Source organism: Streptomyces sp. NBC_01190 (genome assembly GCF_045039895.1).
Taxonomy (GTDB): Bacteria; Actinomycetota; Actinomycetes; order Streptomycetales; family Streptomycetaceae; genus Actinacidiphila.
The window spans coordinates 5,714,155-5,729,237 of the sequence record NZ_CP108580.1 but is presented as its reverse complement, the minus strand read 5'-3'; the positions used below and the strand labels follow the sequence as shown (position 1 = coordinate 5,729,237).

13 protein-coding genes and 2 pseudogenes are annotated in these 15,083 nt (G+C 70.4%); 8 read left to right on the top strand and 7 right to left on the bottom strand.

Annotated features, from left to right (window positions below; genetic code table 11):
* Positions 1–96 precede the first annotated feature (96 nt).
* Together OG519_RS24185 and OG519_RS24180 are read right to left on the bottom strand one after the other, a co-directional pair.
* Entirely contained in the window at positions 97–1,167 is a 1,071-nt protein-coding gene (locus OG519_RS24185) for a LuxR C-terminal-related transcriptional regulator (RefSeq protein ID WP_405587682.1), read from the bottom strand.
* 332 nt (positions 1,168–1,499) lie between these two features.
* Positions 1,500–2,102 carry a TetR/AcrR family transcriptional regulator gene (locus tag OG519_RS24180; protein WP_405587679.1) on the bottom strand — a complete coding sequence of 201 codons (603 nt, stop codon included), beginning with the start codon at positions 2,100–2,102 and terminating at the stop codon, positions 1,500–1,502.
* Between the two features lie 327 nt (positions 2,103–2,429).
* On the opposite strand from OG519_RS24180, the gene OG519_RS24175 reads away from it, so the two are divergent.
* From OG519_RS24175 to OG519_RS24165, 3 genes are all read left to right on the top strand, one after another.
* Positions 2,430–2,891, top strand: a complete 462-nt coding sequence (locus OG519_RS24175) for a cupin domain-containing protein (RefSeq protein ID WP_405587676.1) — start codon at positions 2,430–2,432, stop codon at positions 2,889–2,891.
* A gap of 141 nt (positions 2,892–3,032) precedes the next feature.
* Positions 3,033–3,317 (top strand): hypothetical protein, encoded by a 285-nt coding sequence (locus OG519_RS24170; protein ID WP_405587674.1) that lies wholly within the window; start codon positions 3,033–3,035, stop codon positions 3,315–3,317.
* Positions 3,318–3,403: 86 nt separating this feature from the next.
* Positions 3,404–3,628, top strand: a complete 225-nt coding sequence (locus tag OG519_RS24165; RefSeq protein ID WP_405587671.1) for a cold-shock protein — start codon at positions 3,404–3,406, stop codon at positions 3,626–3,628.
* 33 nt (positions 3,629–3,661) lie between these two features.
* Here the strand turns inward: OG519_RS24165 and OG519_RS24160 are convergent, their stop codons facing one another.
* Entirely contained in the window at positions 3,662–3,934 is a 273-nt protein-coding gene (locus OG519_RS24160; protein ID WP_405587668.1) for a phosphopantetheine-binding protein, read from the bottom strand.
* Positions 3,935–3,948: 14 nt separating this feature from the next.
* Here OG519_RS24160 and OG519_RS24155 point away from each other — a divergent pair.
* Positions 3,949–4,272 (top strand): annotated as a pseudogene (locus OG519_RS24155) (carbamoyltransferase N-terminal domain-containing protein); the annotation flags it as partial.
* Between the two features lie 264 nt (positions 4,273–4,536).
* Positions 4,537–4,764, top strand: a pseudogene (locus OG519_RS24150) (IS30 family transposase); the annotation flags it as partial.
* Between the two features lie 27 nt (positions 4,765–4,791).
* Here OG519_RS24150 and OG519_RS24145 read toward each other — a convergent pair.
* From OG519_RS24145 to OG519_RS24135, 3 genes are all read right to left on the bottom strand, one after another.
* The gene (locus OG519_RS24145; RefSeq protein WP_405587665.1) at positions 4,792–5,346 is read right to left on the bottom strand and encodes a hypothetical protein; all 555 of its coding nucleotides are present in this window, start codon (positions 5,344–5,346) and stop codon (positions 4,792–4,794) included.
* A gap of 206 nt (positions 5,347–5,552) precedes the next feature.
* Positions 5,553–6,044 (bottom strand): SUKH-3 domain-containing protein, encoded by a 492-nt coding sequence (locus OG519_RS24140; RefSeq protein WP_405587662.1) that lies wholly within the window; start codon positions 6,042–6,044, stop codon positions 5,553–5,555.
* Positions 6,045–6,438: 394 nt separating this feature from the next.
* Positions 6,439–7,977 carry an ISL3 family transposase gene (locus OG519_RS24135; protein ID WP_405587660.1) on the bottom strand — a complete coding sequence of 513 codons (1,539 nt, stop codon included), beginning with the start codon at positions 7,975–7,977 and terminating at the stop codon, positions 6,439–6,441.
* A gap of 179 nt (positions 7,978–8,156) precedes the next feature.
* Between OG519_RS24135 and OG519_RS24130 the strand changes: the two genes are divergently transcribed.
* The 3 genes from OG519_RS24130 to OG519_RS24120 all read left to right on the top strand — a co-directional run bounded on the left by OG519_RS24130 (position 8,157) and on the right by OG519_RS24120 (position 12,040).
* Positions 8,157–9,560 (top strand): IS1380 family transposase, encoded by a 1,404-nt coding sequence (locus OG519_RS24130; RefSeq protein WP_405587657.1) that lies wholly within the window; start codon positions 8,157–8,159, stop codon positions 9,558–9,560.
* A gap of 454 nt (positions 9,561–10,014) precedes the next feature.
* Positions 10,015–10,914 (top strand): helix-turn-helix domain-containing protein, encoded by a 900-nt coding sequence (locus tag OG519_RS24125; protein ID WP_405587654.1) that lies wholly within the window; start codon positions 10,015–10,017, stop codon positions 10,912–10,914.
* A gap of 88 nt (positions 10,915–11,002) precedes the next feature.
* Positions 11,003–12,040: a hypothetical protein gene (locus OG519_RS24120; RefSeq protein ID WP_405587651.1), complete on the top strand. Its 1,038-nt coding sequence runs from the start codon at positions 11,003–11,005 to the stop codon at positions 12,038–12,040.
* A 101-nt stretch (positions 12,041–12,141) separates the two neighbouring features.
* On the opposite strand, the gene OG519_RS24115 is transcribed toward OG519_RS24120, so the two are convergent.
* Positions 12,142–14,973, bottom strand: a complete 2,832-nt coding sequence (locus tag OG519_RS24115; RefSeq protein ID WP_405587648.1) for an AfsR/SARP family transcriptional regulator — start codon at positions 14,971–14,973, stop codon at positions 12,142–12,144.
* Between the last annotated feature and the right edge of the window lie 110 nt (positions 14,974–15,083).

Genomic DNA, 15,083 nt, shown 5'->3' with positions numbered 1-15,083 from the left:
TCCCGAATCCCGCTGAGCCCGGCCGAGTTCACCTGAGTCCCGCTGAACTCGGCTGGGTTCTCCCGAGTCCCGCTGGGACCCGGCCGCGACCCGCGGTCAGGTGTGCGGCGGCCCGCCCGCGGCGGGGGGATCGTCGTCCCGCCGCCGCCCGGGCGGGCCGAGCAGCCCGCGGGTGGCCATCAGCACCCCGGCCTGGAAGCGGCTCTCCGCCCCCACCGACTCCATGATGTCGGCGATGTGACGCCGCGTCGTCCGCAGCGACATGCCGAGCCTCCTGGCGATCGTCTCGTCCTTCAGGCCGGCCGCGAGCAGCCGGGCGATCGTCCGGTCGATGTCCCGGGACACCACCTCAAGGCCGTCGGCGGCCGCGTCCGAGTAGGGCTCGGCCTTCGTCCACGTCTGCTCGAAGATGTCGCACAGGAAGTGCACGATGGACGGCTCCCTGATCAGCACGCCGCCCCACGGCGGCGCGTCCCCCGCCTCGGGGATGAACGCCACCTTGCGGTCGAAGACGATGAGCCGGCCGAACAGCTCGTGCGCGGTGCGGTATTCGGCGCCGAGCCCCGACAGTGCGGCGACATAGGACTGGCTCGGCCCGTTGAAGCGGGCGGTGTGGTGATAGAGCGTTCTCATCCGCACGCCCCTTTCCAGGATGTCCCGGTCCCGCGCGAGCGCCTCCTCGAGAACCCGCGGATTCCGGCTTCCGCCGGGCTGGCTGCTCAATATCTCCTCGGTGCACTCCGCCGACGCCCGGTTCAGCGCCGCCCGCACCTCCTCGACGCGCGGGATCAGCTCCGCCGGCAGCATCTTCGGGCGCTGTCCGTCCAGGTACCGCTCCCGGAGCGCGGCGAACTGGGCGCGTACCGATTGCAGGCGCGCCGTCTCGTCCCGGATGACCCGCTCGATCGGATCGGTGATGACCGCCGCGACGAGTGCCGGGTCGACCACCCGTATCCGCCCGGAATCCCCCTGGACCGGGTGCAGCAGACCGCGCTGCTCCAAGGCCACGAGCGCTTCCTTGACCTGCTCCGCCGACAGTTCCATACTCGCCGCGGCGGCCACGGCGGCCCCCGCGTCCGTGGTCTCCTGCGACACGATCCAGTCGTATACGGTGGTTTCCTCCGGGGACGGCTGCGAAGTGGGGTCAGGCAGGTCGTACTCGCCCATCGCTTGCCCTTTCGCTTGCTCGAATCGACTCGCCGCTGGTGACTCGCGGACAGCCGGCCGCGCCAGGACACACCGGACGTCGGAGGAGATCCGGGCTGACACAGCTTTTCCGGGCGCACGAAACGGAACTCCGCATACGCCATACGTATGCCCGCGCCATAAGGTTCAACAGGATCATGTGCGGTACTGCCAAGGGCACTTGCCCTCGTCCAGTCCCCGGACCACACAGTAGAGCCTTCATCGTACACATGGTAGGTTCCGCCGCCCGGCTTTCCGGCGGTGACCTGGGCGCATGATGCTGTCACTGTGCGGAGCGCGTCGATCCGACGGGGTCAGTTCCTGAGCGGCCGGGTCGTCGGGGCCAGACCGGCGAGGTAGATGTCCGCCAGGCGGCGCGCGGTCTGCCGCCAGTCGGGGACGTGCGGGAGCCGCTGCGCCAGCAGGGCGCCGAAGATGACGAGATCGGCGGTGCGCACGTCGGGCCGGATCGTGCCGTCCCGCCGGCCTCTGGACAGCAGCGAGCCGAGCTTCCGGTGCACGTCGGCCTGGACGGCGAGGGTGTCCTGGTCGACCAGCAGCGGGCCGCCGTGCAGGGGCAGTACGAGGTCGGGCCCGTGCTCGACGGTCTGGTCGAGGAAGTCGCGGACGGCTTCGATGCCGGTCCGATCGGTCTCGGCGGCCTGGCCGGCCGCGGCCAGTACGAGCTGGAAGGAGCGGCGCGTCAGGGCGCCGAGCAGGGCCTCGCGCGAGGGGAAGTGACGGTAGACGGTGCCCACGCCGACGCCCGCGTCCGCCGCGACGGTGGCCATCGGCACCGCGGCGCCCTCGCGTCTGACCGCGGCGGCGGCCGCCGCCAGCACCCGCTCCCGGTTGTCGGCCGCGTCGCGCCGCAACTCCCGTCGGCCGGCGCCTTCGTTCGGCTGTGCTTTTGTCACACCTTCGATGATGGCCCACGCGGGGGCGGTCCGGCATCCCGCGCGCATCCGGTCCCGTATGCGGTACCCCCTGTGACCCCGTACCCCTTACTCCCCACGCGTCCTGCCCGGCACCCCGTCCCACCCCCCGGGCCACGTCGTTGACAGCCCACCAAGCGGACGATAACGTCCGTTTAGTGGGTGCGGTCGCGGCGCGGGTGCGTACAGCGCCGAGGAGAGCCGGGGTCGTCCCGGGCCGGCCCCGCGCGTCGCATCGCGCCCTTCGGCGCTCCGCGCGCATGATTCTCCCTAGCCTCCTCAGCCTCCCGCACCTGATCGGAGCCCCTTATGAGCATGGCCTACATCGCGCAACCCGAGCAGCAGCAGCAACTCGAATGGCTTGACGGCGGAACGCTGGCGATGCTGCTCGACGGCAAGGCCACCGACGGCCAGTTGATGATCGGGCGCTTCGACGTCGCCGAGGGCGAGGCGCCGCCCTACCACAAGCACACCCGGGAGGACGAGGTCTTCCTGCTGCTCAAGGGCACCGCCCTGGTCTGGTGCGACGACCAGGAGTACGAGCTCGCCGAGGGCGGTGTGGTGTTCCTGCCGAAGCTGATTCCGCACGGCTACCGCATCACCTCCAAGAAGGCCGATCTGCTGATGATCAACACACCGGCCGGCATCGAGGGGATGTTCCGTGCCACCGGTCGCGACAAGTCCACACCGCGTCCGCCCGACTTCGAGGTGAAGCCCGATCCCACGCTCGCCGACCAGTACGGCAACGTCATCGTGGGCCCGCCGCGCTGACCCGGCGGCAGCACCAGCCGCCCGACGACCCGCCGCCCACCACGACGTCCCCGCGGGGCTCCAGGTCTCGATCCCCGACGAGGCCGACCAGGCCGACCTGCCGCTGAACGCGGCGGCGGGGTGGCATCGCGGTCTCGGGTCATGGTCGACGGGGGCCTGTCGATGGCGGACGGGGAGCGGGACCTGGCCGACAGCGGGGTGCCGCTGCCGCCGCGCTACCGGGCCTTCCTCCAGGCCGCGTTGAACCTCTCCCCCGCCACCTGGGCACGAGAGGACGAGGCGCTCGACCGGCTCGACCTCTTCCACGCCAACGCCCAGGCCGGCCCGGCCACCCTCACCCCGACCGCGCCCCCACCCCCTGACCACGTTTGGCGTCCCGCCACCTTCGAGCGCCAGCGTCGCCATCTGCGTGAGGTCCCAAGCTGACCGGGCCCGCAGCACACCGGCGGGGGTCGCGCGTAACCCCAGCGCGGAGAGGACTCGTCCCGCCCTGGACTCGTAAGGTTTCGGTCATGGTGACTGCGACTGTTCGATGGTGGAGCGAAGAGGAGGGGTGGGGGGTGCTCGACTCGCCCGAGACTCCCGGCGGGTGTTTCGGGCATTACTCCGCTCTTCAGATGGCCGGCTTCCGCACTTTGTCGCTCGGGCAGCAGGTGAACCTCACGTGGGAAGCTCCCGGCTTCAAGCAGGACGGTTACGACTACCGTGCGGTGAGTATCGTGCCGCTGCCTGTCTGAGCGGCTGAGGCCGCCGCCTTGCGGACGATCGGCTCAGCCCGCGGGTCGGGCGGCGACGCGCCGGACCAGAGCGGGCTTCCCACGCGCTTGCCGTCCACGAGGACCCGGTAGGGGCACCGAGTCGGCGGTCAGCAGGTCCTGGAGGCGGACCTGCGTCGCGTACTGCTGGCTCAGCGCGCTGACCAGCCGGGCGGCGTCCGGGGAGGAGCCGCCCAGGGCGAACCAGCCGCCGTCCAAGTCGTCCCGGCCGAGGTATTCCTGGGCCAGGCCCTTGGCCTTCGCCAGGGCTTCGTCATCGGTTGCCACGAGCAGCTCTCCTTGTGTCTCACGTCGGTCGACAGGGGGAACATCAGGCCGGGGCCGGCGGGCGCGACCCGCGGCTGGAGTTCGTCCCGCACCACATGGCACACGCCGCCAGCGCGTACCACTTCTCCGGCCGGGAGCGGGGCGCGGTGCTGGTGCTCGACGGGCAGGGCGAGTGCGAGAGCGCCACGCCGGCCTCCGCGGCGGCCGGCGAGGTCAAGGTGCCGCGCTCGGCGCCGCCCGGCTGGTCGCTCGGCTACTTCTACGCCGCGGTCTGCGAGTACGCCGGCCTGGGCGCCGACGCCGCGGGCAAGGCGATGGGCCTGGCCCCCTTCGGCACGGCCCGCGACCTGACGTTCGGCGGCGGCCTCAGCTTCTCGGGCGACGGCTACGCGATGGACGCCGTGCCCAGGGACCTGCTGTCCACCGGCCGCACCGACGAGGAGGACGACACGCTGCGGCTGTGGCCGGCCCGGCTGGAACAGAGCGCGCAGCTCCCGCCGAACCGGGTCACCCGCCGCTGGGACCCGGAGGCGGGGCGGTACGTACGGCACACCGAGCGCGATCCGCTCGAGTACCGGGACCTGGCCGCCACCGCCCAAGAGGCGCTGGAGCGATCGGTCTACTCCTGCGACCCGGCCAGCCCATGGCAGCGCGGCTCGAACGAAAACACCAACGGCCCGCTCCGTCAGTACTTCCCGAAGGGCACTGACCTGTCCATCCACACCCGCGAGCACCTCGACGCCGTCGCCGCCCAGCTCAACGGCCGACCACGCAAAACGCTCGACTGGGACACCCCAGCCGAGCGTCTGCACAAACTACTCGCCAGCTGATCAGACCAGCCGTGTTCCGCGGGATCGCTAAAGACCGCGATTCTTCTCCCTGCGAGGCTTGCGCGGTGCCCTTCCCCAGGAGCCGGCAGGCCGTTCTTGCCGGATCCTCGATACGAATTCTGCGCGAGTCAGGACAGCTCGTGGCTGGGGGCGCAGGATCGGGTCTGCGTCCCAGGGGTCCACATGCGTCCATCCGAACCCCCGGAGCACCTCGTCGAAGACCGGCGCGAAGTCCGCACCGACCAGGTCCGGCATCTGATGGCGGAACTGGCGGACACGGGCGACGAAGTCTGCGGGCAACGCCACGTGGTACGCCTCCAAATAGTGTGCAAAGTCCGCGCGCCATACCCACAAGCCGTCGGTGACCAGGGACGAACAGCCGGATGTGTGCCGGTGAACCTCACCCGTGAGGACGTCCACCCCTGCCTCCATGAAGTACGTGAGGGGATGACCAACGTCCAAATACTCCACAATTTGCGCTTCGTCCGGTTCGCCAGACGCTTGCACCTGGGCCCCTAGCGGTCCCGCAGCCAGCTCACCGTAGTGACCGAAGTCATCGAAGAAGCCGAGCAACTTCAGCACGCCCACCCCCTCAGCCCCACCAGTCGAGGCGAGCATACGCAGGACCGATGTCTATCGGCCTCACCACGGCGTAGCTACAGTCGCCCGGCCGCGCGAGCGCGACCGTCGACTGATTAACTGCCAGTGCAACACATCCGAGATCACGTGTTACGACGACCACTGGAATCTGCCACGCGCCTGGCGGGGCTTCGATCACCGTCGCGAAATCACTGGGGCCACGGCTTTAGTCCCGGGTCGGAGTGCAGGCATACCAGGGGCCGATCTGCACATACCGCCAACTCCAAAGCATCTTCGATGGTGGAACCCATTCCCCAAATCCATCCAAGACCAGCGGAAACCACCTTCCCACTGACCTCCACGAAGACGCTCGAATAGCTGAGCCATTCGCCGATAGGAAAATATATCCCACCTAGAGCTTCTTGAATTTCCAATGCCAGACCCCGTTGGCCCGCCCCAGCCGAAATGGGGTCGAAATTGAAAGGCTCATCGTTGCTGAAGTTCGGGCCGGAGTTATTTACCGGCTCAACAATCAACCCCCCTAGTGCGACAAGAATTTCTTCGGCCTTCGAATTCAGTTGATATCCTTCCTGCTGCAAGGAGTCGAGCCAAGGGCTGGCATCCACTGCCCTCTGGGAATGCCAACCGGCGTCACGAAGAGCCTGCAGCAGATCGGGGCGCAGCGAGTCAAATCTGATCATGATCGCTAGCCGATACCAAGGTTTCCTAGTAGTCGCTCGCAGCGACCACATGGAGTGGCTGGTTCGCCATGTCCAGTCGTATTCGACGTCGGCATAGAGTTGTTTCTCGACTTCACCGTACGCATCGTACCTCCTCTGATCGCGTCGGGGCCTTCAGCCTTCTGAGCCTGAATGAGGCAACCCACCTCGGCACAGCCTCCATGATGACCAGCCTCTTCCAGGGCATCCGCCAGGTCGCCCTCCGCCTGCTGACCGTGCTTGTTACGGCCGTAATATTTCGCCCCTGAGGGAGACTCGTACTCGGAAGCAAATTTCGTCCCTGGTTCATTACGCACAGAGTGGGAGTGTCTAATAAACGGATCTGGCTCACTTTTCGTGGTGGCGGAGGGTTACGTCATCCCAGCAGGATGCGGTGGCGGAGGAGCGGGAAGCCTGCCCGGCCGTACATTTGACGCTTGATCAGCTTGGTTTTGTTGTTGACGCCTTCGGTGCCACCGTTGTGGTAAGGGAGGGTAAGAGCGGCGATGACGGCGTCGTGGTCGCGGTCCAGGCCCCGGGTGAAGGCGTGAAGGTGGGGCAATTCCACTGTCCGGACCTGGGTGATCCAGTCCTCAAGGGCGCGGGCATTTCGTTGGTCGGGTACCAGGAGCTGGGCGAAGGCCCGGATATGGGACGCCAGCCGGGTCATCTCGCGGCAGGCGGCAGTGAGCTGGTCGAGGAGTTCGCGATGTCCGGCGGCCAGGTCGTCGGGCCGGGTGAGGAGCATCCTGGCGAGTCTGCGCGGGGAGATGTGGCTGCGGTCGGCGTCCGCGCGGCCCTGGTTGATGTATTTGTGCAGGAGGTTGAGGCAGCCGGTGAAGCCGGGGGTCTTGATCTCTTCGAAGAGGTGGAGGACGGGGACGCCGGGGTCCTCGGCCCGGCGTTGGCGGAGATGTTCGCGGTAGGGGTCGACGAGGCTGGAGCGGTACTTGGGGACGCGGAGCATGCGTTCGGGCTGGTCAGCCCGGGCATAGCGCTTGACGGTGTTCAGTGCCAGTTGCAGACGACGGGCGCATTCCAGCAGGCCCACACCCTTGTCAAGCAGGTCGTGGACCTGGTGCCAGCGCTCGAGGGTGGATTGGGCACGGGGCCCGTCGTAGAGGGGCGCGTTCAGCACGGTGGCCCAGCAGGTGCTGTGTGCCCTGACTTCGCTCAGGGCGGCTTCGCACAGGTTGTGCCACAGATGCCAGCGGTCGGCGACCTGCACAGCATCGGGCAGCGCACGACGGATAGCCTCGGCATAGACGGCCGACCCGTCGCGGCACACGACCTGGATACCCGGATATTGACGCAGCCAGGCTTCCAAGGTGGTGGCCTCACGATCGGGCAGCACCTCGATGCGGTCCCGGGTGCGTGCATCGATCACGATCGTGCCGTAGCGATGGCGGCGGCGCAGGGCGAAGTCGTCCACCCCCACCACCTTTGGCACCTGCCGGGCCGGTGAGGGGACACGCATCAGGATGCGCAGTGCTGTGTGCCGCGACAACTCCGCAGCCGGCACGGGCAGCACCCGCACCGCGGCTCTGCCGGCCAACTCCTTGACCAGAACGCTGATCTGCCTGGTCAGACGCAGCGTGCGCCGCTGGTAAGGCTCCAGCAGACCGGGCAACCGCTCGTGGAACGTCCGCCGTGGGCACCGCGGGGACGCACAGAGCAAACGGCGCACCCGGACCTCCAGGACTACGCGCCGCGCGTCGACCGGAACGTCGGCCAGGCGCCGCATGTAGTAGCCGTGAACCCTTGCTGTCAGCAGACCACACCCCGGACACGCCACCGGCCGATCAGGCGTGCAGGCCCGCACCACGATGTCGCCGCCCCGGTCTGCGACATCCCCGACAACCAGCGGGGACAGCCCGGAAAAGACTGTCCTGACAAGGAAGTTGATGTTGAGCACAGCCATGCATCATGCCGGTCACCCTCCGCCACCACGGAAAGTGAGCCAGATCCGTTAACCTCAGCGTTTCGTTTGCGGTGGCGTCCGGATCTTGAGCGGGAACGCGAAAGTGCCTTCTGAGCTGGGATGATGAGGCTTGTCTAGGGCTTCCGTCACCACAGCGAGAAGGCACTTTCTGCGTGCACACTACCGGGTCACGCCCCCAGCTCATCGTGTCAGCCGAGGGCCGCGGGGTGGTCAGCCACGCTGGGTCCCGGCTGCTGGCCGACCTTGCCGATGCCACCGGCCTGACAGCGGCATTCACTGACACGCTGCGCCGGCTGCGGCCACGTGGCACCGGGCACGACCCGGGCAGGATCGCAGTAGATGTGGCGGTCATGCTCGCCGACGGCGGCCAGGCCATCTCAGATCTGGCACTGCTGCGCGACCAGGCGGACGTGTTCGGCCCGGTCGCCTCCACCCCGACCGCCTGGCGGATGCTGGCCGGCCTCGACCCGGCTGCACTCGCCGGGCTGCGCTCGGCCAGGGCCGCCGCACGCGAAGTCGCCTGGCTCCAGGCCGCCGAGACCAGGACCGGCATACCGGCGGCCCGCGCAGGTGGACGCGACCTGCCGGGCCTGGTCCTGGACATCGACGCCACCCTGGTCACCTGTCACTCCGACAAGGAACAGGCGGCACCCACATACAAACGCGGCTTCGGCTACCACCCGCTGCTGTGCTTCCTGGACAACACCGGCGAGGCCCTGGCCGGACTGCTGCGGCCGGGCAACGCAGGCGCCAACACCGCCAGCGACCACATCACCGTCCTCGACCACGCCCTGGCCCAGGTCCCCGACACCCACCGCCACGGCACCCCGATCCTGGTCCGCACGGACAGCGCAGGCGGCGCGAAACCCTTCCTCACCCACCTGCGCGCCCTGCGGAACCGGGGCATCCACACATCCTTCTCCGTGGGATACCCGGTTACCGAACCGGTCCGCCGGGCGATCCGGGCCCTGCCCGACCGGTTCTGGCACCCCGCCCTCGAACAGGACGGCACCCTGCGGACAGGCGCCGGGGTCGCCGAACTGACCGGCATGATCGACCTGACTGGACACCCCGACGGCACCCGGATCATCGTCCGGCGCGAACGCCCGCACCCCGGCGCACAGCTGTCCCTGTTCGACCTCGACGCCGGCATGCGCCACCAGGCATTCCTCACCGACACCCCCGTCGGCGAAGGCTCCCTGCAGTATCTGGAGGTCCGCCACCGCGGCCATGCCCGCGTCGAGGACCGCATCCGCTGCGGCAAGACCACCGGCTTCGGGCGCTTCCCCTCCCGCCACTTCGCCATCAACACCGCGTGGCTGGAGCTGGCCCTGACCGCCATCGACCTGCTCGCCTGGGCCCAGACCCTCCTGCTGGACGGCGAACTGGCCGCGTGCGAGCCGAAGAAACTCCGCTACCGCCTGCTGCACGCAGCCGCCCGCCTCACCCGTGGCGGGCGACGTCTCCACCTACGGATCGCCTCCACCTGGCCCTGGCGCCACGAGCTGACCAGGGCATTCACCCGCCTTGCGGCCCTGCCCAGGCCAGCCACCTGAACGATGACACCGCCCTGACCACCACGACCCGAGGACCCCCGGAGCACCCGACCCAGCGTCGGGCCAAAACCATGCCCACCCAGCCACAAACGGCGCCGACCACCGAAAAGAGACATCAGCCCAACTCAGCCGACCCCAAACGAAACAGCGAGGTTAACTGGACACACCCGGCGCCGGCATCTTCCTCCACGACCTCGGCCCCCAAGCCGGCCCCACCGGCGGCTGCGTCGCCGTCCCCGCCACCTTCCTCACCCAGATCATGAAATGGATCAACCCCGCCAACCACCCCGTCATCGCCATCGGCTGACCCGAGCGAGCCGCACGATCGGCCGGCCCCGTGCCGTAGGCGACGGCCTGGGACTTGGCGGCACGGGGCACGGGTGTGGCAGGCGCCGCGGATACCCACCCCAGCGGGGTCAGGCGGGGAACGGGCGCGGTGCGCATACTCGGGTTCATGAACAAGAACGGGCACCTCGCCGACTTTCTCCAGGCGCGCCGGGGTCAACTGCGACCCGGCGACGTGGGGTTGCGGACCTACGGGGAGCGGCGCCGGGTGCCGGGGCTGCGCCGCGAGGAGTTGGCGATGCTCGCGGGCATCAGCGTGCCGTACTACACCCGCCTGGAGCAGGGCCAGTCGCGCAACGCCTCACGCGAGGTGCTCGACGCCATCGCGAACGCCCTGCGCCTGGACGACTCCGAGCGGGCGCATCTGCACCTTCTGGCCCGTACCCGGGAAAGGAGCAGAACCGCCGGCCGGCCGCGGGCCGAACGGATCACCCCGGCGACCACCGCGCTGCTCGCGGCCTTGGAGAACACACCCGCCATCGTCATCGGCCGCCGCAGCGACGTATTGGCCTGGAACCGCCCGGGCCACGGCCTGTTCGCCGGCCATCTCGACCCGGCCGGCCCCGAAGAACCGGGCCGGCGGCCGAACATGGCCCGGCTGGTGTTCCTGGACGCGCACACCCGCGAGCTGTACGCCGACTGGCCCGCCAAAGCCCGGGCCGTGGTGGGCAATCTGCGGCTGACGGCCGGCCGGCACCCCGATGATCCGCTGCTGGCCGGGCTGATCGGTGAACTGACCATGCGGAGCGCCGAGTTCGCCACGATGTGGGCCGATCACCGGATCCGGGCGTGCGATGTCGCCGACTACGGCATGCGCCATCCCCTGGTCGGGACGCTGACCGTCACCCAGCAGACGCTCCAGAGCCCGCAGGGCGACGGACCGGCCCTGGTGGTCGCCACCGCCGCCCCCGGCTCCCCCTCCGCCGCGGCCCTGACCCTGCTGGCCCACGCCACCGCACCGCGGCAAGCGACCGCGCCGCGCCAGGGCGCGCAAACCCCCGCCTCCTGACCCTTCCCTCTCCCGCACCACCTCCCGCACCACCTCCCGCACGGCGCCGCGCCGCGGCTGCCGCCTGCCCGAAAACACCGAAGGAACCATGTCCAAGCGACGCGTCACGATCACCATGTCCGCCTTCCTGGTGGCCGCGGCCACCCTCGCCGCGGCCGCGCCGGCCGACGCGAGGCCGGGCAACACACACCCGGCCCACACACACCCGGCCGGCGCCCGACCGGCCAAGGCACACCGGGCCGGCGCCCAGCCCGCCGAGGGCCTGTTGACCAACGTGCGGATCGCCACCCAGTTCGACCTCTCGGCAGGTCAGCTGCCGGAGAACATCACCCTGCTGCCCGACGGCACCGCCGACATCACCTTCGCCGCCGCCCGCCAGATCGCCCAGCTCACCCCCTCAGGCGCGACACATATCCTCGCCACGCTGCCCGCCCCCGCCGACGGCGGCGTCCACACACCGGCCCTCGGCTTCCCGCTGACCACCGGCATCGTCCACACCCCGGACGGCACGACGTACGTGCTGTACGCGACCGGCACGCCCGACCTGACCGGGCTGTGGCGGCTGCGCCCCGGCACGGCCCCGCGGCGCATCGCCGCACTGCCCGCGGGCGGCCTGCCCAACGGGCTCGCGCTGGACGGGCGCGGCGGGCAGCTCTACATCACCGACTCAGTCCTCGGCACCGTATGGACCGTCCCGCTGGCCGGCGGCACACCCACCGCCTGGTCCACCGCGCCCGAACTCGCCTCGACCGGCTTCCTCGGTGCCAACGGCGCGAAAATCCACGACGGCGCCCTGTGGGTGACCAACCTCGACCGCGGCACTCTGCTGCGGATTCCGATCCGCGCCGGAAACCGCGCCGGAGCGCCGCAGGTCAAGGCGTCGGGCCTGGCCGGTATCGACGACTTCGCCTTCACCGGCAACGGCGACGAGATCCTCGCCGCGCTCAACGGCCCCAACGCGGTGGTGCGTATCGAGCCCGACGGCACCAGCACCACCGTCCTGAACGCCGGCGACGGGCTCCAGAACCCCACGTCCATCGCCCTGCGCGGCGACGACGTCTACGTGCTCAGTGCCGCGTACACCACGGCCACCGACCCCAACCTGCTGCGGGCCCGCCTGCGATAGGCCCACCCGGGGGCGCCGCTGTTCCACGCCGCCGAACTCGGTGTCCCCGGGGATCCGACCGGTGACGGCGGCCCGACCTGGCCGGGCGATCCGCGGCCGGCTCAGGGGTCGTTGGCCCGCTTCAGCCGGAACGCGGCCGAGATCGTACGGGCTTCGGACCGTGCCGTCGCCGCGTCGTGCTCCTTGCCCTGGCGGGCGAGGACGTGCCCGAGGGTGGTCAGCGCCTCCGCCTCCAGCGGGCGCTGGCCGATCCGGCGCACCCGGTCAAGACACAGGTGCAGCGTCTCGGCGGCGAGGTCCAGCCGGCCCTGTCCGGCGTACGCCTTGCCCAAGTCAGACAGCACCTTGCCCTCCTGGTGCCGGCTGTCGGCCCGCCGGGCCAGTTCCAGACCCTCCAGGAGCTTGACGACCGCCGCGTCGAGGTCGCCGAGATCCAGCAGCGCGGCTCCCATGTCCGCCACCGCTCGCGCCTCGCCGCGCCGGCTCCCGGCCTTCCGGTAGAGGTCGAGCGACCGGTCCACATGGTCGATCGAGAGGTCCTGACGGCCCATCTTGTTGTAGACCGAGCCGAATCCCGAGTGGATGTAGGCCTGGTCGACCGCCTCGCCGACCTCGGCGTACAGCTCCTGGGCCCGCGCCAGATACCGCAGCGCCTCTTCGTAACGGCCCGTGCAGCAGAGGGCGCCGGCCACGCTGCGCAGCAGATGTGCCTGCCCGACCCGGTCCTGGTCGCGTTCCGCGGCGCGCAGGGCGGTACTCATCGTGTACTGCCAGTCGTGGTACAGGCCGCGCCAGTGGAAGAACTGCTGCTGGGTCAGAGCCAGTTGCCAGGCCGGTATGAAGGAACCCACCTCGGCGGCGAGGGAGACCGCGGCGGACAGGACGTGCCGCTCGGCGTCGAACCACTCCATGGCGGACTCGTAGTCCTCGAAGCGTTCCACCACCACCCCGGGCCCGGCCGGCGCCGGATCGATCGCCGGGCGGAACGGCCGCAGCCGCACCTGCGCCTGATAGCTCGACTGGAGGTAGTGGTCGAGCAGCCTCCCGAGGGCTTCGCCCCGCGCCTCGTCACTGTCCCGGGCCTGGGAGAGCTCCCACGCGTAGGACCGGAGCAGATCGTGGCAGGAGTACCGGCCCGGGGCGTGCTCGACGACGAGGGCGGTGTCCCGCAACTCGGTGATCAGGGATTCCGCGTCCCGGCGCGGCACACCCAGCAGGCTGGCGATCGCGCTGCCCGTCACATCGGCGCCTGGGTGCGGGGCGAGCAGGCGGAAGAGCGTGGCGGCCCGCTCGCCGAGCCGGCTGTACGACCAGGAGAAGACGGTCCGGGCGTCGGAGGTCACCCCCGCCACCTGGAAGGCGTCGAGCCGGCCGTGGGTCCGCCGCAGCTCACGGGCGATCGAGGCGAGCCGGAACTCGGGGTGGGCGGCGGCGCGGGCCGAGACGATGGCCAGCACGAGCGGGAGCGAGCCGCACAGCTCGATGATCTCCTCGACCGCCGCGGGCTCCGCGTCCACCCGTGCCGCGCCGATGCGCGCCCGCAGCGCCTCCCGGGCGGTCGGGGTGCTCAGCAGGCCGAGGCCGAACAGATGGGCGCCTTCGGTCACCGCGAGTCCGGAGAGCGGATTCCGGCTGGTCACGATCACCAGACAGCCCGGGGCGGCCGGCAGCAGCGGCCGGACCTGCTCGGCGTCCCGCGCGTTGTCCAGCAGGATGAGCATCCTTTTGCCGGCCAGCAGACTGCGGTACAGGCCGGCCCGCGCGTCGAGCGGCTCCGGGATGGACGGGGCGGACGCGCCCACCGCGTACAGCAGGGTTCGCAGCGCCTCGGCCGGCGGCACCACGTCGTGGGAACGGTCGAAGCCCCGCAGATTGAGGTAGAGCTGGCCGTCGGGAAAGTGCTCGGCGACGCCATGGGCCCAGTGCACCGCGAAGGTGGTCTTGCCGACGCCCGCCGTCCCGCTCACCGCCGCGACCACCGTGGCTCCACCACGCGCCCCACCGGCCCGTACCAGCTCGTAGGCCCGCGCCATCTCGGCTTCCCTGCCGACGAACGCGCTGATGTCGGCGGGCAGTTGGGCCGGCCGGACCGGGGCGGGGTCGTCCTCGGGCACGGCGGTCCCGGCTTCGGCGGCGTCATACGGTGAAGGTGTCCGGCGGAGGTGCGCGCCGGCCGCCGGGACGTCCTGTCGCAGGATCCGCCGGTGCGCCCGGCGGATCTCCTCACCCGGATCGATACCGAGTTCGGCGCGCAGCCGGTCGCGGACGGTGTCGTAGTGCGCCAGCGCCAGCGCCTGCTGCCCCGACGCCGCGAGCGCCAGCATGAGCTGGGCTTGCAGCGACTCGTCCAGCGGGTGCAGGAGCGCCGCCCTTTCCAGGAAGCCGATGACGCGTTCGGACCGCCCGCACCCGAGCGCCGCCCGCGCGGCCTCGGTGACCAGCGAGGTGTACTCCCGGGCCAGAGCGACGAACGGCACGCAGTTCCGGGTGTCGACGCGGAGGCCGTCCGACGGGAGACCCCGCCACATGCCGAGCGCGTCGGCCAGCCGCTCCAACGCCTCGTCCGGCCTGCCCTCCTCCCCCGCCCGGACGGCGACGGCGACCATCCGGCGGAACTCCAGCAGGTCAAGTGCGCCCGGCTCGACGGCGAGACGGTATCCGCCGCCGCGCCGGACCAGCCACTCGCCCTCGTCCCGGGCCGCCAGATCGGGCTCCAGCATCCTGCGGATCCGGCCGATCTGCCGGTGCACGACATTGACCGCGCTGGTCGGCGGGTCCTCCGGCCAGAGGAGGTCGGTCAGCTCTTCGAGGGGCACCACGTGGTTCGCCCGCACCAGCAGCAGGGTGAGGACGGCGCGCTGCTGCTGGGGGCCGGGGTCGACATCGACGGGTCCCCTCCGGACGCGCAGCGGCCCGAGCACGCTGAAGGTCAAATCGGCGGTGGTTACTGCTCGGTCGGCTCGGTCGGCTCGGTCAGCTCGGTCGGCGCTCACGGCGGACCACCGGCCGATTCGACCGGCGAACGCCCCGCGGGGCCGATTCG